The 20860-nt window shown below is 70.2% G+C and carries 14 protein-coding genes; 9 read left to right on the forward strand and 5 right to left on the reverse strand.

Annotated features, from left to right (window positions below; genetic code table 11):
- Window positions 1–152: 152 nt before the first annotated feature.
- From ACF07B_RS21130 to ACF07B_RS21145, 4 genes are read left to right on the forward strand one after another with little or no spacing between them, the layout of a single operon-like run.
- Complete coding sequence (locus tag ACF07B_RS21130; protein WP_392180194.1) at window positions 153–1538, forward strand: site-specific integrase; 1386 nt, start codon at window positions 153–155, stop codon at window positions 1536–1538.
- The gene (locus tag ACF07B_RS21135) at window positions 1538–3316 is read left to right on the forward strand and encodes a hypothetical protein (RefSeq protein WP_392180033.1); all 1779 of its coding nucleotides are present in this window, start codon (window positions 1538–1540) and stop codon (window positions 3314–3316) included. The genes ACF07B_RS21130 and ACF07B_RS21135 overlap by 1 nt, the downstream gene beginning before the upstream one ends.
- A complete protein-coding gene (locus ACF07B_RS21140) occupies window positions 3313–5493 on the forward strand; it encodes a site-specific integrase (protein WP_392180034.1) in 2181 nt (726 codons plus the stop codon). The genes ACF07B_RS21135 and ACF07B_RS21140 overlap by 4 nt, the downstream gene beginning before the upstream one ends.
- Before the next feature lies 1 nt (window position 5494).
- Window positions 5495–5992, forward strand: a complete 498-nt coding sequence (locus tag ACF07B_RS21145) for a hypothetical protein (RefSeq protein WP_392180035.1) — start codon at window positions 5495–5497, stop codon at window positions 5990–5992.
- A gap of 879 nt (window positions 5993–6871) precedes the next feature.
- Here the strand turns inward: ACF07B_RS21145 and ACF07B_RS21150 are convergent.
- The 5 genes from ACF07B_RS21150 to ACF07B_RS21170 all read right to left on the reverse strand — a co-directional run bounded on the left by ACF07B_RS21150 (window position 6872) and on the right by ACF07B_RS21170 (window position 13006).
- Complete coding sequence (locus ACF07B_RS21150) at window positions 6872–7318, reverse strand: hypothetical protein (RefSeq protein ID WP_392180036.1); 447 nt, start codon at window positions 7316–7318, stop codon at window positions 6872–6874.
- Window positions 7318–9936 carry a cupredoxin domain-containing protein gene (locus ACF07B_RS21155; RefSeq protein ID WP_392180037.1) on the reverse strand — a complete coding sequence of 873 codons (2619 nt, stop codon included), beginning with the start codon at window positions 9934–9936 and terminating at the stop codon, window positions 7318–7320. The genes ACF07B_RS21150 and ACF07B_RS21155 overlap by 1 nt, the downstream gene beginning before the upstream one ends.
- Window positions 9917–11194, reverse strand: coding sequence for a TIGR04053 family radical SAM/SPASM domain-containing protein (locus ACF07B_RS21160; protein ID WP_392180038.1), 1278 nt, complete (start codon window positions 11192–11194; stop codon window positions 9917–9919). Before ACF07B_RS21160 ends, ACF07B_RS21155 begins: the two co-directional genes overlap by 20 nt.
- Before the next feature lie 376 nt (window positions 11195–11570).
- Window positions 11571–12071 (reverse strand): hypothetical protein, encoded by a 501-nt coding sequence (locus tag ACF07B_RS21165; protein ID WP_392180039.1) that lies wholly within the window; start codon window positions 12069–12071, stop codon window positions 11571–11573.
- 101 nt (window positions 12072–12172) lie between these two features.
- Entirely contained in the window at window positions 12173–13006 is an 834-nt protein-coding gene (locus ACF07B_RS21170) for a DUF2249 domain-containing protein (protein WP_392180040.1), read from the reverse strand.
- 401 nt (window positions 13007–13407) lie between these two features.
- Here ACF07B_RS21170 and ACF07B_RS21175 point away from each other — a divergent pair, with 401 nt between their 5' ends.
- Genes ACF07B_RS21175 through ACF07B_RS21195 form a run of 5 tightly spaced genes read left to right on the forward strand, consistent with a single transcriptional unit; the run spans window position 13408 to window position 20845 of the window.
- The gene (locus ACF07B_RS21175; protein WP_392180041.1) at window positions 13408–17106 is read left to right on the forward strand and encodes a nitrate reductase subunit alpha; all 3699 of its coding nucleotides are present in this window, start codon (window positions 13408–13410) and stop codon (window positions 17104–17106) included.
- A 1-nt stretch (window position 17107) separates the two neighbouring features.
- Window positions 17108–18634 (forward strand): nitrate reductase subunit beta, encoded by a 1527-nt coding sequence (gene narH / locus ACF07B_RS21180; RefSeq protein WP_392180042.1) that lies wholly within the window; start codon window positions 17108–17110, stop codon window positions 18632–18634.
- Complete coding sequence (gene narJ / locus ACF07B_RS21185; RefSeq protein WP_392180043.1) at window positions 18631–19428, forward strand: nitrate reductase molybdenum cofactor assembly chaperone; 798 nt, start codon at window positions 18631–18633, stop codon at window positions 19426–19428. The genes narH and narJ overlap by 4 nt, the downstream gene beginning before the upstream one ends.
- The gene (narI, locus tag ACF07B_RS21190) at window positions 19425–20201 is read left to right on the forward strand and encodes a respiratory nitrate reductase subunit gamma (RefSeq protein WP_392180044.1); all 777 of its coding nucleotides are present in this window, start codon (window positions 19425–19427) and stop codon (window positions 20199–20201) included. The genes narJ and narI overlap by 4 nt, the downstream gene beginning before the upstream one ends.
- Window positions 20202–20206: 5 nt before the next feature.
- Window positions 20207–20845 (forward strand): vitamin K epoxide reductase family protein, encoded by a 639-nt coding sequence (locus ACF07B_RS21195; protein WP_392180045.1) that lies wholly within the window; start codon window positions 20207–20209, stop codon window positions 20843–20845.
- The last annotated feature ends 15 nt before the right edge of the window (window positions 20846–20860 follow it).

The raw sequence follows: 20860 nt of genomic DNA on the forward strand, positions 1-20860 counted from the left end.
GCTTACTGCCGGATGTGCCACCTGACCTGCTCGTTTGCTTGTTGCACTCAGCCGGGTTGCATTGGTACTCATCGGCCATGCACCAATCGACGTACTCATCAGCGGGCTGGGAGTCCTGGGGACTTGCGTTCAGGCCGGCGATCCCGGAGGGGATGCCGTTGCTGTTCGACGACGACCTTCTCTTCGAAGACAGCAACGGCGTCCGTCCCACCACCGTGATCAACTGCTGGGCCTGCGAGCTGCCAGCGAATGGATGCCCATCGCCAAATTCGTGGCCCTACTACGTGCGTACGGTGCGTGAGTGGCTGGAGTTCATATCCCAGCACGGAGTCGCCCTGTTCGACACGCGGCGTCGGCTGAAGGCGGCGTTGGGCGCGTACTCCGTTTATCGAGCCCAGGGCCCCATCAAGCATCGCTTCGAGGCGTCCACGTGGAACCAGAACATGGGGATTCTGGCGGGGTTCTACAAGTGGGCGAAGGATGAGGAGTACGCAGACTCCGAGCCGTTCACGTACCGGCAGGCGGTCTGGGCCTTCAAGGGGCAAGTCCGTCGCGGGCGGGTCAACCAGTCACGAAGGCGCCAGGCCAAGCCCCATGTGACGATCAAGTATCTCGACGACGACTTCACGGACATCCTCCTGAAGGCGTTGGCGGGCCTGGGCCCGGACGGGGAGCGGGATCTGCGGTACCGAGGGCGAGAGTTGGCCCGGAACTCGGCGGTCGGCCGGATGATCGTCTCCAGCGGGCTACGCAGCCAGGAGTACACGTACTTGCTGGTCTGCGAGGTGCCGCCGCTTCCCTCGCGACGGACTGCGGTGCCGGTGTCGTTCCCGGTCCCGTCCGGGGTTACCAAGGGAAGCAAGTACCGCGAGTCGTGGATCGATTACGACGCGCTGGCTGAGCTGCACTCCTACATCGCTCTCGACAGGGCAGCGGCGACGTTCGGATCGTCGTGGCGTCCGCCGGCCCGGTGGGGGGAGCCGCTGTTCGTGACGGAGGCCGACCAGCGGGGAGGGCGTGTCAACGGGGTCCGTGTGCAGTGGAGTTCGCTCGTACCTGACGAGCGGCGGCGTCTGGTCGCCCCGGAGGGGGGTTCGATGCTGCTGTCTGTGTGGGGCCAGGGACGCCCGTTCACCGGATGGTCCTCGGTCTTCGCCAGGACCGCGGATCGCATCCGCGAGCGTTACGAGCCTCGTTTTCCGCACGTCAATCCGCATCGGCTGCGTCACACCATGGCCATGGCGACCATGGCGCGGCTGATGCGCGGCTGGTACGAGCAGGCCGCTCGACAGGTCCGCGACACCGATGACGATGCCGCCCTGGCGCACTACCTGCGGACCCAGGAACCGCTGCTGATTCTGCGTGATCTGCTCGGACATACCAGTTCGCTGACCACGGAATCGTACCTCCACCGTCTGGACGTGCTCCGCCTGTTCACGTCCCTGTATCGACGGGTCGGCAAGGAGTACGGGCTGCTGGACGAAGAGGCCGAGCTGGAGCTCGAGACTGAGTTCGACGACGAGCCGGCGGTGGTCTGATGCCGGCCACCGTCACCCTTGACCCGCTGGGTGTGCACTGCATCTTCAGCGACGGGTCGGAGTACCGCCGTCCCCTGCGCGTGCTGCGGCCAGTGGAGCTCCCGGGGCTGGCACGCACTCTACTGGAAGGCGCTACGGATCTTGTACATCCGCACGGGCAGGTCGACAGCGCGGGCGGCTTCGACCTGTACCTCACGGCCGTCCGCGGATTCACCGACTGGCTGGTCGAGTTCGGGTTCTCCGGCGGGGCATCCGACCTGACGCGCGCGCTCCTCGCCCGGTACTGGCGGCAAGGGGTGCGATCCTCGCAGGAGAGCGCGCTGCGGGCGATGTTGCGTTGCGCGGACGACCAGGATCAGATTCTGGCGCCGGATGTGCGCGCGTTCGTCGATGGCCGGCTGTTCAACACGGGCGAGCGGTACGGCTCGCACCAGCCGTACAGCGAGGCCGAATGGGCCCGGCTCATCCGTACCTGCCGGGCCGAGGTCGATGGCGCCTTCCGCGCGTTCTGCGCGGCCCGTGATCACGCTTCGTCAGCTGACGGTCCAGGGGCTTCGCTCCGTGAGCGTACTGCCCACCACTGGCTGGTGCTTCACGACGGGCCCGACCCGCTCGTCAACGAGATGGCAGACCGGGGCTCGTCCCCCTTCCGGCAGAGATACGGGGTCGGTCTTCGCGCGATGCTGGATCCGCTCCTCCCGACCCTGGACGTGATGATCGCCTATCAGCTGCTGTTCGGCGCCTACACGGGGATCGTGCCGGACGGGATCGCGGACCTGGGACTCGACGACATCGAGTGGGCGGGTGACGAGAAGATCCTCCTCAGCTACGTCAAGGGCCGCACGGCGGCGGAGAGCCTTGCTCTGTCACGTCAGGCCACTCGCCTGCTGGAACAGTGGCTCGATCACTCTGCGGTGGCCCGCCGCTTCGCGCCCGAGGAACTGTGCGACGAGCTCTGGGCGCGCTTCACGCCGGGCGGCACGCGGTCGGGAGAACGGTGGCTGGCCAAGCCGGCCACGCGCCTGTCCATATGCAAGTGGGTGGAGCGGCGCCAAGCCGTCGACGAGGACGGGCGTCCCCTGCAGATGACTGGCGACGATGGTCGTCCCCTGTTCCTTCACCGGCACCGCATCCGCACTACCCACGATGCGCTGAAAGACCGGTCACACTGGCGCGGCAGCCGCCGATCCACGCTGGATCCGAACCGGTCCCCCGGCGTCGAGGGGGACCACTACCTGACGAACACGACGCCGGCTCAGCGCGAGGCGGCGGAAGACATCATCGCCCAGGCACAGGAGGACCTCGTTCGCCGGGCGCTGCCACCTCTGGTGCTGGCCACCGCTGAAACGGCCGACCTGGTGGAGAACTACCCTGAGCACATGAAGCGGCTCGGCCTGGACGACAACGCCTTGGCGCAGCTGCTGTCCGGGGAACGCGACGTATTCACCGCGGCATGTGGGGATCAGCTGTCGGGACTCCACGGGCCGAAGGGCAAGCCCTGTCCAGCACGCCCGTGGGTGTGCCTGCTGTGCCCCCTGGCCTTGTTCACCCCCCGCCATCTGCCGAACCTGCTGCGGCTACGGGCGTTCTTCTCCCGCCAGTGGCAGCAGATGACCACCGCCGAATTCATCCCTGTCTTCGGCCCGTACGCCCACCGTCTCGACGAGATCCTGACCCCCGACCGGTACTTCTCCGAGCACGCGCTGCGGGCAGCCGCTGCCGAGGTCACCGACTCCGATGTCGAGCTTCCCCTGCGACCTGAGGAGCACACCGTATGACCACCCTGCACCGGCCCACGGGCCTCACGGCTGCCTGTTCGCGTTCCGTCTTTCGAGGCGAAGACGTGTGCGCCGCGGCCGGCCTGCCGGTCCACGGCGCGGGCCCGCATCCTCACTTCGACGACGCAGTCTGGGACTTCACCGGTGTCATCGGGCTGCCGCGGTACCTTGCGCGGCACGCGCGGATCCTGTCCTTCACCGAGATCCTCAATCCCCAGTGGAGGGAACTCGCAAAGGAGTTCATCTTCGCCCGGCTCGCACCGGACCACCCCGCGGTGCGGGAACTTGCCCACGCCTACCGAACACCCGTGCAGATAGCCACGGTGCACGGGCGGCTGACCGTGCTGACCGGCTGGCTCAACTGGCTCACCGAACAGGGCGTAGACAATCTCGAGGAGGTAACCCAGCAGCACTGCGCCGCCTACCTGGAACTTCGCAAGAAGGTACGGGACAAGGACGGCGTCGTGATCCGCGACAGCAGCCCCGGCTACCGCATGGACGTAGTGGCGGTCATCCAGGAGCTGGGCTACTACAAGGAATTGTTCTCAGCCGACGGCTACATGTCGGCCTTCCGTCCGTGGGGGCGACGCACGGCGTACTCCGTTGCCGGGATGGTCCGTCGGACGGGCAACACGACACCGCCGCTGAGCAACGACGTCTTCCAACCGCTCGTCGCGGCGGCCCTGTACGTGGTGGAGGTGCTGGCGCCGCACGTCATGGAGCTGCAGCAGCAGTTGCAGGAGATGGTGCCGAATCGGCCGGGCCGCAACAACCGTGGGCGTCCGGACTGGAGGGTCGAGGTCGCGCGGGCCATCGACCGCCACATACAGGAGGCTGATCCGTTCGATGTCGCCCTCGATCACGTCGTGGCCGAGCGGCTGGCGGACGGCTGGGATCCGGACGATCCGCTGCTACGGGTGAACCTGATCTCCCTCGCCCACGAGACTGGACGGCGCGCATTCCATTACACGTGGCTGCCCACCCTGCGCGGTCACCTGGAGAAGGCCGTCCGGGAAGTCGGCCTGTCCAAGCGCTGGGGCCGGGCGGCCGGCCTGGTCGAACGCGCGGACGGACGGGGTAGTGTCCCCTGGACTCTGCCGATGAACACCACCGAGGCCCGACTGCAGCTCTCCCGGGCCCGCACAGCCTGCCTGATCGCGCTCGCCGCGCTGACAGGCATGCGGAAGAGCGAACTGGCTGAGCTGACCCACGACTGCCGCCTGCCTCCCGAACAGCTCGGCGAGGGCCGCGTCCGCTACCGCCTGAAGGGCAAGGTCATCAAGGGCCGGAAGCTGGGCGGCGAACACGATCAGTGGGTGACCATCAAGCAGGCGTACGACACCGCCGATGTAGCCGCCTCGCTCGCTGACCCGGTGAAGAACGACGGTCACCTGTTCAAGTCGCTCTCCTTCTTCACCCCGTACGAATGGTTCCTGACCTGGATCAATGGCCCAGAGGGCCGTCGACTTGGGCTGGCGCCAATCCCCGAGGTTCCGGTCAGTCTGCGGATGCTACGGAGAACCCTCGCGGTGGAAATGGCGCACCGGCCCGGTGGTCTGCTGGCCGCCAAGATCCATCTCAAGCACATTTCCGTGGTCACCACCGAGGGCTACGCGGACCGCCCCGGTGGGGCCCAGTCGGTGCTGATGGCCGAGTTCGGCCAAGAGGAGCGAGAGCACAAGATGCGCGTCGCCCTGGACGCATTCCACGACTACCAGAACGGTATTCGGCCCGCGGGGCCTGGCGCCAGCGACCTCCTGGACTTCTTCGCGTTCGTCGACGAACAGCTGGATTCCTCCGGGGCGCCGAACATCAAGCGCAGTGACCAGGAGGTGACGAATCTGCTCGCCAAGCGGGCCAAGTCCCTGCACCTGGGGCCGGCAAACTACTGCTGGTTCCTCGATCCGTCCAAGGCGTTGTGCCTCAAGCTCGCAGGGGCCCACGCCCGCGGGGCGACAGAGCCCTTGATCGGCATGTGCGATTCGGCGCGGTGCCCCCAGGCCACCCATCATGCCGGGCACCGCCCGGTGTGGGCGGCCAGCGCCGAGAGCAAGAAGGTCTTCATCGCCTCCATCGGGCGCGCTCAGCGGGCGGAGAAGGTCCGGCTGGGTAGGGAACTTGCCCGCGATGAACGGGTGCTGGCCGAGATCGACGCCCTCTGCGGAACGGGGGCATGACGTGGCCCGCATCAGCGACGAGACCCGGCGGAACAACGAGACGGCCATTCGGCAGGTCATGGAACGGCTCCTTGCCGGTGACGTTCCCTCGGGCGGCAAGTGCGACATCAAGACCCTCGCGACCCAGGCCGGGGTTGCCCGCACCGGTTTCTATTCCAAGAAGAACCGCGACGGCTCGCCGCGGCCTGGCCCCTACCAGCACCTGGCGCAGGAGTTCGAGGGCCGGTTGGCCGAGCTTCGGGAAACGGGCGTGATTCCGGACCCGCGGGCGGCGCAGGTCGAGCGCCTCAAGGAACAAGTCGCCGGGCTGAAGGAACGCCTTGCCGCGCGTGACGAGCAGATCGATGGGCTCACTGACTTCAGGGAGCGGGCTCTGTCTCAGATCGCCGCCCAGAGGATGGAGATCGAGCGGCTTCGCGATGCCTTGGCCGCGCCGTCGAATGTCCGGGCTCTGCCGTACAGCTCCAAAGCGAGTGCGCCGTACGGATCGTGTAGCTGACCGCCCGCTCCAGGACCGGTCTCAGTCGGCACCCGCAGCCGATCCGCTTGACGCACTCAACGCAGGCGGCCGGCGGCCGTTTCGCGAGCGGCTTGTCGGCCTGGGCGCCCTGCTGGGCCATGGTGCGCAGCTGGTCCGCGGCCAGCGCGTACTCGGTGTCGGGGACTGCGGTGGAGCGTGCGAAGCCCCTCCCGTACATCTGCCCGTCGCTGGTCAGCAGCCGCCCGCCCGGGCAGCCGACGACGACCGAGGCGATACCGCGCTCAGCGTCGTTGTCGGAGAAGGAGTGCGAGCGCCGGTGTATCGAGGCCGCGAACCTATGGCGCGGCCGCGTCGATGTCCGGCGCGTACCGGACGACGGTCGCGGGGTGAGGGTTTTGGTGGAGCGTTCTGGGTGTGTGCGGTTGCGGTCCTTGGCCGAGGGCAGGGTACGGGTGGCCATGATGCCGGGGAGCGCGCAGGCGGGCGTCGGCGGCCTGCGCGGCCCTGCCCATCTCCGCCACGATCGCTCAGGGGCTGGTCGTCCGCGCTGAGCGGACCGGTCAGTCGTACGGCGGCCAACAGGCAAAAGTGTGACGGCCCGCCAGCAGTCTCACCTCGGGTCGCTGGCCCAAGTGGAGGACGGCGAGGCGGAGGTGAAGACCGCCGCGCCCACGGACAGATACTGGGCGCGGTGCATCGGGTCGGCCAGCGGCAGCGTTCGCGCCGGCGCCGAATGGACCTCCAGCGCGCGGCTGTCGGGTCCAGGCGGAAGCGCCAGGGCTGGGTGTTGTGGATCGACGGGGCTGCTACGGCCGCAGCCAGGAGCGACTCCACGGTGGCTGCGTCCGGCAGGACTTGGGAACGCATGATGCCTCCAGATTTCTTCGTTGCCACGGGTCAGGTGGAGGGAAGGGCGGTGGCCAGCAGAACGACTCCGAGTGAGCCGACGAGGGAGACGACGGCCAGGGTCCGGGCCAGGTCGGCGCGGCCTTTGGCGTGGGCGACGCCGTGGCCCGCTGCGGCGAGCATCACCAGCACGAAGAGGGCGAGTTTGGTGGCCAGGGTGCGGCCGTAGCCGGGTTCGGCCAGTGAAGCCCAGGTGACGCCTCGGTGCCAGGCCATGGCCCAGCCGGTGCCCAGCTGCACGGGCAGGAACACCGCGCCGGTCAGCATCCCGAACCGGCGGCCGGCCGCGGCGGTGAAACGGTCCTTGGCGTCCGGGTCGAGCAGGTGGCGGGCCAGCGGCAGGATCACCAGGGACAGGGCCAGCTGGCCGCCGACCCACAGGGCGGCGCCTGCGACGTGCGCGAAGCGCACCAGGGACCACCAGCCGACGGTGTCCATCAGTCGCTCACGTCCACCATGCCGTGCGCCCCCGCCTCGGCGTGGCGCATGTCGTGGTCGACGAAGGGGTAGTGGCCGGCCTCGGGGAACGTCGTCTCGACGAAGCCGCCCTGGGCCGGGGCCAGGTCCAGCACCTGCGCGCCGCCCGGATCCCCGGGCTTCAGGGCGTAGGCGCCTTCCTTGTACACGGTGTCGAAGACCGTTCCCACGAGGTGGAAGGCGATGCCGTCGCTCGGGCCTGCGGCGACCACCCAAAAGCGGGCCCGCTCGCCGGCCTTCACCTTCAGGGGCTGCTGGGTGTACTGGTTGGCGATGCCGTTGAAGACCCAGGCGTCCGGGGTGTTCTGACGCATCTTCGTCACCTGGGCGGTGCTGCCCGGGGTGCCGAGGTAGACCTCGGAGGAAACGAGTACGTACTCGTGGTCGACCTTCGCCAGGCCGGGCGGGTCGATGACGACTGCGCCGTACATGCCGTTGCCGATGTGCTGCAGCATCGGTGCGGTGCTGCAGTGGTACAGCCAGGCCCCGGCCTTCTCGGCGCGGAAGCGGTAGACCAGGCGCTCGCCCGGGTCGAGGGTGCGCATGGGCTTGTCGGGGGCGAGGGAGCCGGCGTGGAAGTCGATGCCGTGGCCCATGCCGGTGTCGTCGTTGACGAGGGTGACCTCGAAGACGTCGCCAACCTTGCCGCGCAGGGTGGGGCCCGGTGCGGTGCCGCCGAAGGTCCACATCTGCTGCTTCACGCCTGGAGCCACCTCCACCATCGTGTGGGCGGCGTGCAGTTCGACCTTGCGGACCGTCCCGCCGGGTGCGGGGGCCAGGTCGGCGTCGCGTGCTTGCCAGCTGGTGGAGAAGTTGGCGGAGAGGTCCAGGCCGCTGTCGTCGGCAGCAGCGGAGGTGTGTCCGTCGTGGGCGCTGCTGTCGGTCGCGGTGTCGTCCTTCACGACGATGTCCATGGTCATCCCGGCCGCCTTATGGCCCGGCAGGGTGCACCACGCCTCACGGTCCTCGGCGACCGGTCCGAGGTCGAGTACGCGTGTGCTGCCCTTGGCGAGCATCGGGGTGGCGGGACCGTCCTCGATCTTGAGGTCGTGGCGCTGGGCGTCGGTGTTGGTGACCTTCAACCGCAGTGAGGTGCCTGCGGCGACCTCGATCCGGGCCGGGCGGATGCGCATGTCGGCCAGGGTGACGGCGACCGTGCGGGTGGTCCCGGCGCCCACACCCGCCGTCCCCGCGGCGCTCGTCTCGCCGCTCGTGTCCCCGCCACTGTTGGCCACGATCACCGCCAGCACGATCAGTACGGCACCCGCGGCGGTACCCCACAGGGCGGGGCGCCGTGCCACACCGGCCTCGCCCGCGTCCTGGAGGAGACCCTGTCCGCTGCGGACCAGCACACGCACCGCCAGGGCGAGGAACGCGGCCCCGGCCGCGCCGGCCAGCAGCATGCCGGCCGTGCCGACGGCGTCGGGCAGCGGAAGCGCGAGCAGGGCAACGCCGACGTTGAGCGCGACGAGCCGCGGCGCCCAGCCCCGTTCGAGTACCGCCCGCAGCGCGGCTCGTTCCTTGGGACCGTTGGAGAGCACGATGGGCAGCAGGTAGGTGAGGGCCCCGATGAGGACCTGCGCGACGAGGCCGACGAGCAGCACCGGGGCCAGCGACGAGATGCCGTCCCGCACCTCGGCGAGCGGCCGTGCGGCCAGGAACACCAGGTCCACGACCACGCCGATGGTCAGCCAGCCCATGGCAGCGGCCAGCATCCACGCGGCGGCCGCCGAGATCGCGGGCCGTCGGCGCATCGTACGGGCGAACAGGTGCGCCGCGACGGCGACCCCGGCCGCGTAGCCGGCGATGCCGAGTGCGGCGGCGGGGCGCCATCCGGCCGCCAGTCCGGCGACCGCGGTCAGGAGGCCGCCTCCGGTCAGCACCAGCACCCGGCGCGCCAGCCGGGTGGTGCGCTCGGCCATGCGCACGCCCAGCACGGTGGGCCAGAGCATGAACAGCGTGCCCAGGACGGGCAGTCCGATCCAGCCGAGGAGCGTGACGTGCACGTGGGCCAGCTTCAGCGCGGTGTAGTGCTGCGGTCCGGTCTTGCCGGTGGCCAGCAGCCAGCCCAGCACCGCGCCGATGATCAGTGCCGCCGCGGCGGCCCGGTAGTAGTCGGCGATCGGGGCGAGCCGTCCGCCCAGCGCTCCCCGGCCCATGCGGACCAGGACCACCAGGTGCGCGGTGATGGCGGTGATCAGCAGCGCGCACCCGGCTCCGGTCAGGACGGGCAGGTCGGCCCACACGCCGGTGAGGACGCCGGCGGTCCCGGTGTTGACGCCGGCCAGCCGGGCGTTGCTCCATCGCCGGTTCGGTTGGGGGGCGTGGAGCATGGCGACGGCGAAGTGCTCGCTCCACACGACGATGGCGGTGGTGGCGGCGCCGAGCAGGAACAGGTGGATCGCCAGCCAGCGGGCCACCGGCAGCGTCTGCTGGGCGGTCGCCGCCAGCAGTGCGAGCACCGCCCAGGCCCCGACGAGGACATGGGCGGCCAGGTGCCGACTGCGCAGACCGGACGCCTTGAACCTGCTGGGCGGACGGCCACCGCCAGCGGCTGGGTCATCGTTCTTGCTGTACACGGTGCTCCTTGCCGCCCGGGGCAGCGGCGGTCGGACAGGGGCGAACAGGCGGTTGCGCGTCGGCGCCGCCGTCCAGCAGAACGGCCAGTTCCCGCTGGTGCGGGAAGGAGCCGGGGACGTAGCCGCACCACGGCTCCTCGGCGTACGGGTCGCCGGTGACGCCATAGGCACGGGATCGCGAGCCGCCGCAGACCCGGCGGAACTCGCATCGGCCGCACCGTCCGCCCAGCATGTCGGCGTCCCGCAGGCCGGTGAACAGCGGTGAGGTTCGGTAGATCGACGTCAGCGGCGTCTTGCGCACGCTGCCCGCGCTCAGCGGCAGGAAACCGCTCGGGTGCACGGTGCCGGTGTGCGAGACGAAGACGAAACCGCGGCCCGCGTTGACGTCCAGGGGTGGGCGGCGCACCCGGCGCCCACCGGCGTCCAGGCCCAGCTCGACAGCCCGCTCACGCAACTCCCGGTACAGCGAACCGAGTCCGAGCACCGCCACATGGTTGTCACCGGCGGCGGTGAGGATCTGGCGTTGCAGAGCGACGCGGCGGAAGTGGTGGGCCTCGGTGGTCTTCGCCGGCACGGTCAGACCCACGTCGTAAACGAAGTTGAGCACGTCCTCCGTCTCGGCGGCGGTGAGGAGGCCGAGTTGGCGCCCGCGGCCGGTGGGCACGAGGAAGAAGGCGCTCCACAGCATCGCCCCGTGGTCGGCGACCAGGCGGACGATGTCGGGCAGATCGTGCAGGTTGTGCCGGGCGACCGTGGTGTTGATCTGCACCTTCATGCCCATCGCGCGGGCCGCGTCCCAGGCGTCCAGAGTCCACCGGAACACGCCGGGCACGCCGCGGAAGGCATCGTGCAGGCCGGCGGTGGAGCCGTCCAGGCTCAGCGAGAGTCCGACCGCGCCCGCCGCGTGCACCTCCCGCAGCCGCTCCTCGGTGAGCGTGGGGGTGCCGGAGGGCGATACGGCGACCCGTACGCCCACCTCCTTGCCGTACGCGATCAGGTCCGTCAGGTCGGGGCGCTGGAACGGGTCGCCACCGGTGATCACGAAGATCGGGGCGGGCTGCCCGAAGGCGGCCACCTGGTCGAGCAGGTCCTTGGCGGCGGCGGTGTCCAGTTCCCGCGGGTCGCGGTCGGGCACGGCTTCGGCGCGGCAGTGCAGGCAGGCCAGCGGGCAGGCGCGGGTGGACTCCCAGATGACGATGAACGGCCGGTCGGCCGCGTCGTGCCGCTGGCGGCGGATGGCGTGCGCGGCGGCGCTCATCGCACGGTCCTGCCCAGCACCTTGGGGCTGTGTCCGGCCGCCCTGGAGGTAGGGCAGACGAGGCGGGCGGCCGGACGGTGACCGGGCCGGACCGTGCGCGGCACCCACCGCGAGCGACAGCGGTGGAATCGGCCTCGATGGTGGTCGACGTGGTCGTGCACGGGATACCTCCGGTTCGGTCGCCGTCAGCATCCACCGGCGACGGTGGTCGGCGCGGCGGCCGATAGTCTTCTCGAACAGGGCCGACGGTCCCTCTTCGCGGCAGGTGCGACAGGGCCGGACGGGCGTGTCGGACAGCCGACGTGGTGCTGGGGGACGGCCCGCCCCTGGGAGCACCCCCCGGCGGACCGGGGTCCGTCCGGCGCGCCGCAGGGGTTCAGGATCGGTTCGGGGAGCGGGGTGCCAGGGCGTCCGCCGTGGCCGCCAGGGCGACGCCCAAGCCGGTCAGTGCGGCGCCCAGGCCCGTGACCAGGGTGGTGAGCTGCCATGCCTGGTAGGCGGACATCAGCGAGGCGCGCAGGGACTGGCCCATGAACGCGGTCTGGCGCAGCTCGGCGAGCTTCTCGTCGTCGCTGGCGGCGTGCAACTCGGCACTGATCTCGGCATAAGTGCGACCGCCGGTTGCATGGGCGACATTGCCCTTGATGAACTCGGCGTAGGCGTACGCCTGGGAGCCGGTTTCCACGCGGCGGCCGGTGTGGGCGGCGAGTTCGGCGGGCAGCCCGTGGTCCGGGAAGGTGATCTTCTGGGCGGCCAGCTCGGTGCGGATCTCCGTCCTGCCACCGCGGCCGCGCCACACCATGACCGGCCCGGCGACTGCCAGGGCCGCGCCGACCGTCTTGAGCAGGGCGCCGGCCCGACGGTGTGATCCGTCCATGACCTGTCCTCCTTCTTTCCTCGTGTGCTTGCGGATGCGCGGCGGTGCGCGCATGCCGGGTGGGGCAACGTCGATACGTCGCTGGGGAGTGGAGGGCGGGGTCAGCGGTGGCTGAGCCGCAGCCGCCAGGTGTCGGGGCCGCGTTCCAGGTAGTCCACGGCGAAGGCTCCCGGGCTGCGCTGTTCGATCTGCGCGAGCAGCGGCAGCGGGTCATGCGGGGCGACCAGCACCATCGCGGTGCCCGCCGGGACGGCGTCGAGGGCGCCGAAGACTGTGGCGTGGCGCAGGGCGTGCGGAACCTCCCGCACATCCAGTTCGGGCTCGGCCGTCTCCTCCGCGCCGCCGCAGCCGCACGCCCCGCCGCAGCCACCGGTCTCCTCGATCTGTCCTTCGTACATGTCGTGCCCTTCCTCGTTGTGCTGATGTTCTGGGGCGCCCTTGGCGGACGAGTCGTTCGCGAGCCGGTGGTGCATGTCCGCTAGCAACTCCGCCAGGGAGGTCTCGGGCGTCATGGCGAGCAGCGGCAGCACCAGGCCGTTCTCCTTGGCCACGTGCTCCTCGAAGAGCACCTGCAGAGCCCGGGCGTCCGCCGCTGCGGCCGCCGGGCCGGGGGCGGCGTGCAGGGCGTCGACGAGCGTGGTGAGGCATCGGTGCTCGCCGATCAGGCTCTCGATCAGCAGGCGGGCCTCGGGCATGCGGTGTGCGGCGGGGTAGAGCGCGGCTTCCTCGGCCGCGGCGTGCGGCAGCAGCGAGCGGTCGCAGAAGGCCACGAGACCTGCGTGGATCTTCTCGGCGGCGCTCGGGTCCCGGTCCACTGCGGTGAACAGCATCTTCACTCGTCCGGCCAGTTCCCCGGCCAGGCGGGCGTGATGCGCCTCGGCGCTTTGAAGGGCCGTTGCGTCCTCGGGGGCCGAGGCGAGGGTGAGCACGCTCATGACGGTGTCTCCAACAGGTCACGGTCGGCCCGGCCGGCCGATGCGGGCGGGGTGGCGTTGTGGAGCCCGACCCCGGGGGGTGTGGATACCGCGTCCGGCCGCAGTGAGCGGCCGGACGCCCGACCGAACCGGGCGCCACGCGCCGTACGCGCTGCACCTGCGGCAGCCAGGGACGGGGGAATGGCCGCCTGACAGGCACGGAATGCGGTCGTACAGATGGGCATCTGCAGTTCGATCACAGCCAGCATGCAACGCCCGGCATGCCCGGCTCCCCGGCCGACCGGACCCAGCACCGGGACCAATGGTCCCTACTATGACCAGCCAAGTGGGGCCAGTAGGCCATCGGACAGGGACCGCCAGCCCCGGGTGGAGGACGCGGTCCGCCGCTTAGCGTCCTGGCCATGGAGAACGATCAGAACGCACGGCAGCGGGAGTCGCGCGCCGGTGAAAGCTGGCCGCTGGCCGCGCGCAGGCTGCTGAGCCGCCGTGAGGTGTCGGCCGACGGGCGAGCCGTGTTCGGTGAAGGCGACCCGAAGTGGGAGGGCTTCTACCGGGACCGGTGGGCGCACGACAAGGTGGTGCGCTCCACGCACGGCGTGAACTGCACCGGGTCGTGCTCGTGGATGGTGTACGTCAAGGACGGCATCATCACCTGGGAGCACCAGGCCACCGACTACCCGTCGATCGGCACGGACTGCCCCGAGTACGAGCCGCGCGGCTGCCCCCGCGGTGCGTCGTTCTCCTGGTACACCTACTCGCCCAGCCGGGTCCGCTACCCGTATGTGCGGGGCGAGTTGCTGAAGCTGTGGCGCGAGGCCCGCCGCCGCCTCGGTGACCCGGTGGCGGCCTGGGCGGAGATCACGGGCGACCCGGCCAAGGCACGGGCCTACAAGCGGGCCCGCGGCAAGGGCGGCCTGGTGCGCGCCGACTGGGACGAGGTGAGCGAGCTGATCGCCGCCGCGCAGGTGCACACCGTCAAGGCGTACGGACCCGACCGCGTCGCCGGCTTCTCCCCGATCCCGGCGATGTCGATGGCGTCGTTCGCGGCCGGCGCGCGGTTCCACTCGCTGATCGGCGGCACGCTGCTGTCGTTCTACGACTGGTACGCCGATCTGCCGATCGCCTCGCCGCAGGTCTTCGGTGACCAGACGGACGTGCCGGAGGCCGCGGACTGGTGGAACGCGGGCTATCTGATCATGTGGGGTTCCAACATCCCCGTGACCCGCACGCCCGACGCCCACTTCCTCACCGAGACGCGCTACAACGGCACCAAGGTCGTCGCGGTCAGCCCCGACTACGCCGACAACGTCAAGCACGCCGACGAATGGCTTTCCCCGCACCCCGGCACCGACGGCGCGCTGGCGATGGCCATGGGCCACGTGATCCTGCGCGAGTTCCTGATCGACCGCGAAGTGCCGTACTTCCAGGACTACCTGCGCAAGTTCACCGACGCCCCGTTCCTGGTGGCCCTGCGCGAGCACGAGCGCGGTCTCGTCCCGGACGGGTTCCTGACCGCCGCCGACCTCGGACACGACACGGAACACGCCGAGTCCAAGACGGTTCTCCTGGACGGGGCTACCGGTGAACCCGTGGTCCCCGGCGGCTCGCTCGGCTTCCGGTGGGGGGAAGCCAGGCGAGGCCGCTGGAACCTCGACCTGGGCGACGTCGTACCCGAGTTGAGCCTGCTGGAGCGGGCCGAGGAGACGGCCGAGATCGCGCTGCCCCGCTTCGACGAGGGCGCCACGGAGGGCGGCTCGGTCCTCATGCGCGGGGTGCCGGTACGCCGGATCGGCGGACGCCTCGTCACCACGGTGTTCGACCTGATGCTGGCGCAGTACGGGGTGAAGCGGCCGGGTCTGCCGGGCAGCTGGCCGACGTCGTACGAAGACGCGTCGCAGCCCTACACCCCGGCCTGGCAGGAGACGATCACCTCGGTTCCGTCCGAGCAGGCGGCCCGGATCGCCCGCGAGTTCGCCCGTAACGCCGAGCGCACAGGCGGCCGTTCGATGATCGCCATGGGGGCGGGTACCAACCACTGGTTCCATTCCGACACCATCTACCGCGCCTTCCTGGCTCTGACCACGATGACCGGCTGCCAGGGCGTCAACGGCGGCGGCTGGGCGCACTATGTCGGCCAGGAGAAGGTACGCCCGGTCACCGGGCAGCAGCACCTGTCGTTCGCCTTCGACTGGCAACGGCCCACCCGGCACATGGCCGGCACCTCCTACTGGTACCTGAACTCCGACCAGTGGCGCTACGAGGCATTCGGGCCCGACGAGCTGGCCTCCCCGCTCGGGGACGGGCGGTTCAAGGGCAAGGGGTTCGCCGACTGCCTGGCGCAGGCCGTGCGGCTGGGGTGGACGCCCGGTCACCCCGGCTTCAACCGCAACCCTCTCGACCTGACCGACGAGGCGGCCGCCGCGGGCCGGCCGGTCGCCGAGCACATCGTCGACGAGCTCAAGTCCGGCAGGCTGCGGTTCGCCGTCGAGGACCCGGACGACCCGGCCAACTTCCCGCGCGTCCTGACCGTGTGGCGGGCGAACCTGCTCGGCTCCTCCGGCAAGGGCAGCGAGTACTTCCTGCGCCACCTGCTGGGCACGGACGCGGCGGTCCGCTCCGAGGAGACCCCGCCCGAGGGGCGCCCGAAGGAGGTGGTGTGGCGGGAGGAGGCCCCCGAGGGCAAGCTCGACCTGCTGGTCACCATGGACTTCCGCATGACCTCCACCAGCCTGCTCTCCGACGTCGTCCTGCCGGCCGCCACCTGGTACGAGAAGGACGACCTGTCGTCCACAGACATGCACCCCTTCGTGCACGCCTTCACCCCGGCCATCGCCCCGCCCTGGCAGGCCCGCACCGACTACGACATGTTCCTGACCATGGCCGACAAGTTCAGCGAACTGGCCGCCGACCACCTCGGCACCCGCACAGATGTCCTCGCGGTGCCTCTGCTGCACGACACCCCGGACGAACTCGCCCAGCCGGGCGGGGTGGTGCGGGACTGGAAGGCCGGCGAGTGCGAACCGGTTCCCGGGCGGACCATGCCGAAGCTGGTCGTCATCGAACGGGACTACGCCGCGATCGCGCAGAAGATGCGCGCCGTCGGCCCGCTGCTCGACACGCTGGGCACCACCACCAAGGGCGTCACCGTCCACCCGAACCAGGAGATCGACGACCTGCGGCGCCGCAACGGCACGGTCAGGGACGGCATCGCCGCCGGACGGCCCTCGCTGGCCACCGCCTCCGACATGTGCGAGGCGATCCTCGCCCTGTCCGGCACCACCAACGGCCGCCTGGCCACCGAGGGCTTCCGGGAGCTGGAGCGGCAGACCGGCAGCGAGGGCCTGGTCGAACTCGCCGCCGAACGCGAGGCCGAGCGCATCACCTTCGACGACACCCGCACCCAGCCCCGCTCCGTGATCACCTCCTACGAGTGGTCCGGCTCGGAGACCGGTGGCCGGCGCTACTCGCCCTTCGTCATCAACACCGAGCACAAGAAGCCCTGGCACACCCTCACCGGCCGCCAGCACTTCTTCGTCCAGCACGACTGGATCGCCGAACTCGGCGAGCAGCTTCCCGTCTACCGGCCGCCGTTGAACACGCCCCGGCACTACGGCGACGAGCAGCTGCGCGAGGACGGCCGGGCGGAGGTCACCGTCCGCTATCTGACCCCGCACTCGAAGTGGTCCATCCACTCGAACTACCAGGACAACAAGTACATGCTCGACCTGTCCCGTGGCGGACCCACGATCTGGATGTCCCTGGAGGACGCCGAGAAGATCGGCGTGAAGGACAACGAGTGGATCGAGGCGTACAACCGCAACGGCGTCGTCGCCGCCCGGGCCGTGGTCACCCACCGCATGCCCGAGGGAACCGTGTACATGTACCACGCCCAGGACCGCAACGTGAACGTCCCGAAGACCGAGGTCAGCGGCAAGCGCGGCGGCATCCACAACTCCCTGACACGGCTGCTGCTCAAGCCCACCCATCTTGCGGGCGGCTACGCCCAGTTCACCTACGCCTTCAACTACTACGGCCCGACCGGCAACCAGCGCGACGAGGTCACCGTCATCCGCCGCCGCAGCCAGCAAGTGGAGTACTGACATGCGAGTGATGGCCCAGATCGCGATGGTGATGAACCTCGACAAGTGCATCGGCTGCCACACGTGCTCGGTCACCTGCAAGCAGACGTGGACCAACCGCACCGGCGTCGAGTACGCCTGGTTCAACAACGTCGAGACAAAGCCGGGAGTTGGCTACCCACGCCGCTACGAGGACCAGGAGCAGTGGAAGGGCGGCTGGATGCTCGACAAGCGCGGACGCCTCGTCCTGCGCTCCGGCGGACGCCTCAAGCGGCTGCTGTCGATCTTCTCCAACCCCGACCTGCCGTCCATCGAGGACTACTACGAGCCGGTCACCTACGACTACGACAACCTCATCAGCGCCCCGGCCGGCAAGGACATGCCCGTCGCCCGCCCGCGCTCGGTGCTCACCGGCAAACCCACCGCCATCACCTGGGGCGCCAACTGGGAGGACGGCCTGGGCGGCGCGCCCGAGAACGCGGGCGACGACCCCAACCTGACAGGGGAATGGGCGGAGAAGGTGAAGTTCGAGTTCGAGCAGACCTTCCTCTTCCACCTCCCCCGGCTGTGCGAGCACTGCCTCAACCCGGCCTGCGTGTCGGCCTGCCCGTCGGGGGCGATGTACAAGCGGGTCGAGGACGGCATCGTCCTGGTCGACCAGGACCGCTGCCGCGGCTGGCGGATGTGCGTGACGGCGTGCCCGTACAAGAAGGTGTACGTCAACCACGCCACCGGCAAGGCCGAGAAGTGCACCTTCTGCTTCCCGCGCATCGAGGCCGGCCAGCCCACCGTGTGCTCCGAGACCTGCGTCGGCCGGCTGCGCTACCTCGGGCTGCTGCTGTACGACGCCGACCGTGTCGGCGAGGCCGCCGCCACCCCCGACGAGAAGGACCTCCTCGACGCGCAGCGCGGTGTCTTCCTCGACCCGCACGACCCCGATGTGATCGCGGCGGCGCGGGAGGCCGGTATCCCCGAGGACTGGCTGGAGGCCGCCCGCCGCTCGCCGGTGTACGACCTGGTCATGCGGTACAAGGTGGCGCTGCCGCTGCACCCGGAGTACCGGACGATGCCGATGGTCTGGTACGTGCCCCCGCTCTCGCCCGTCCTGGACGCCGTCGACGCGACGGGCGGAAACCAGGACGACCCGGACCACGTCTTCGCCGCCGTCACCCGGCTGCGCATCCCGCTGGAGTACCTGGCGGAACTGTTCACCGCCGGGGACGCGGACGTCGTCGCGGGGGTGCTGATGAAACTCACCGCCCTGCGCTCGTACATGCGCGAACGCACCCTCGGTGAGGCCGGCGACGAGGCCGCGCTCAAGGCCGTGGGTCTCACCGCACGTGAGGCGGAGGATCTGCACCGCCTGCTCGCCATCGCCAAGTACCAGGACCGGTACGTCGTCCCCGCCGCGCACAAGGAGGACGCCGCCGCGCTGACCGCGATGGAGAACCGCTGCCCGGTCGAGACCTCCGGTGAGCCGGACGAGCCCCGCAAGGTCATGCTCGGCATCCCCACCCTGCGTCGCAAGACCGCCGGAGGCCAGTCGTGAGCCCGCTGCCCACAACCATTCCCGCCCTCGTGCGCACCCGTGTCCGCGCCGCTGTACGCCGCCCGGCCCGCCTCACACCCGAGGAGGTGGAGGCGCGCACCCTGCTGCTGCGGCTGTGCTCGCTGCTGCTGCAGTATCCGGACGCCGAACTGACTGCCTGCCGCCCAGTGTTGACCGCGTCCATCGAGAGCCTGCCTCCCTCGCCGGCCGCCGAGGACCTGGCCGCCTTCACCACCTGGCTCGCCGGCCAGGATGCGGAGGCGCTGGAGCGGCACTACGTCGAGATGTTCGACCTGCGCCGCAAGAGCAGCCTCTACCTGACCTACTACCTGCACGGCGACACCCGCCGCCGGGGCATGGCCCTGCTCACTTTGAACCAGAGGTACAAGGCCGCGGGCTGGGACATCGACGGGGGTGAACTGCCCGACCACCTGCCGGTCGTGCTGGAGTTCGCCGCCCTGGCGGGCCCGGGCGGCGGCGAGGCCCCGCTGCGCCAGCACCGCCGCGGGCTTGAGCTGATCCACCGCGCGCTGACCGACGCCGACTCGCCGTACCGGCACGTCCTGGCCGCGCTGCTCACCCTGCTGCCGCCCCCCACCGAGGCCGACCGAGCGGCGGTGGCCCAGCTCGTCGCCGAGGGCCCGCCGAACGAGGAAGTCGGCCTCGACCCCTACGGCACCTATGGGGAAGGCGAGTTCGCCCCTCCAGGCACGTTCGTGCCGCCGATGGCCGCTGCGCCGACCCGGGTGCCGCCCGCCGGCACGACCACCAGCCCTATGGAAGGCAGCCGATGAACGCAGCGTCCCTCTCCCCGTCGGCTGCCGCGCCGGTGAGCGGTACCGACCTCCTGTTGTGGGTGGCCGTCCCGTACATCTGCCTCGCGGTGTTCGTGGTCGGCCATGTCTGGCGCTACCGGCAGGACCAGTTCGGCTGGACCACGCACACCAGCCAGCTCCTCGAACGCCGCTGGCTGCGCTGGGGCAGCCCGCTGTTCCACCTCGGCGCCTTCATGGTGATCGCCGGGCACATCGTGGGTCTCGCCATTCCCGACTCGTGGACCGAGGCCGTCGGCATCTCCGAGAACAGCTACCACACCACGGCCGTCTGGGCGGGTTCGGTTGCGGGCATCGCCATGGTCGCGGGGCTCGGCATGCTGTGCGCCCGCCGGCTGCTGACCCGCCGGATCCGGCTGACCACCGACCGCAGCGACAAACTCCTCTTCCCGCTGCTGTCCGCCACCGTCCTACTCGGCATCACCGCCACCGCTGCGCACAACGTGTTCGGCCCCGGCTACGACTACCGCGCAACCGTCTCCGTCTGGTTCCGCGGCCTGTTGGTCCTCCAGCCGCACCCGGAGGCGATCGCCGGCGCACCGCTGCTGTTCCAGCTGCACGCCTTGAGCGCCTTCTTGCTCTTCGCCGCCTGGCCCTTCACCCGCCTCGTCCACGTATGGAGCGCCCCGATCGGGTACCTGGCCCGCCCGTACCTGGTCTACCGGCGGCGGGCCACAACGATTGCGGCATCGACGAACTCGGGCCGGCCCCGGTCGGCCTCCGGCTCCCGGTGAGTGGCATGAGTCAGGAATCGGCCCTCGCGCCGGACGGCGCCGCGACCGGGCGGCGCTCGCAGTCAGTTGGGGGAAGCCGCCGGACCGGCCTGGTGATGCTGCTGGCCGGGATCGTCGGCTGGCTCGCCTCGTTCCAGCTCACGGTGGACGACTGGCGGCTGCTGCGCGACCCCGCCTACCAACCGCCCTGCAACATCAGCCCCATCGTGAGCTGCGGCAGCGTCATGTCCAGCCCGCAGGGCAGCCTGCTCGGCTTCCCCAACATGCTCCTCGGACTGGGTGCCTTCGCCGCCGTGGCCGCCCTGGGTATCGCCGTGCTCACGGGGACGCGTCTGCACCGTCGGCTGTGGCTCGCGCTGGATGCCGGTGCACTGGTGGGGGTGGTGTTCGCGCACTGGCTGATCTGGCAGTCGCTGTACGAGCTCAACAAGCTCTGCCCGTACTGCGCCGTCGTCTGGGTGGTCACTATCGCCCTGTTCTGGTACGTCACCGTGCACTGCCTGGAGCAGGGCATCGTTCCGGTGCCCCCGGGTGTGCTGGTGGTTGTGCGGGATACGCACTGGATGCTCCTCGGCGCCTGGTACGGGGTGATCGTGCTGCTCGTTCTCACCCGCTTCTGGCCCTACTGGAGCAGCCTGATCTAACCGGCCAGCGCACTT

The sequence above is a fragment of the Streptomyces sp. NPDC015532 genome (assembly GCF_043078065.1).
GTDB lineage: Bacteria > Actinomycetota > Actinomycetes > Streptomycetales > Streptomycetaceae > Streptomyces.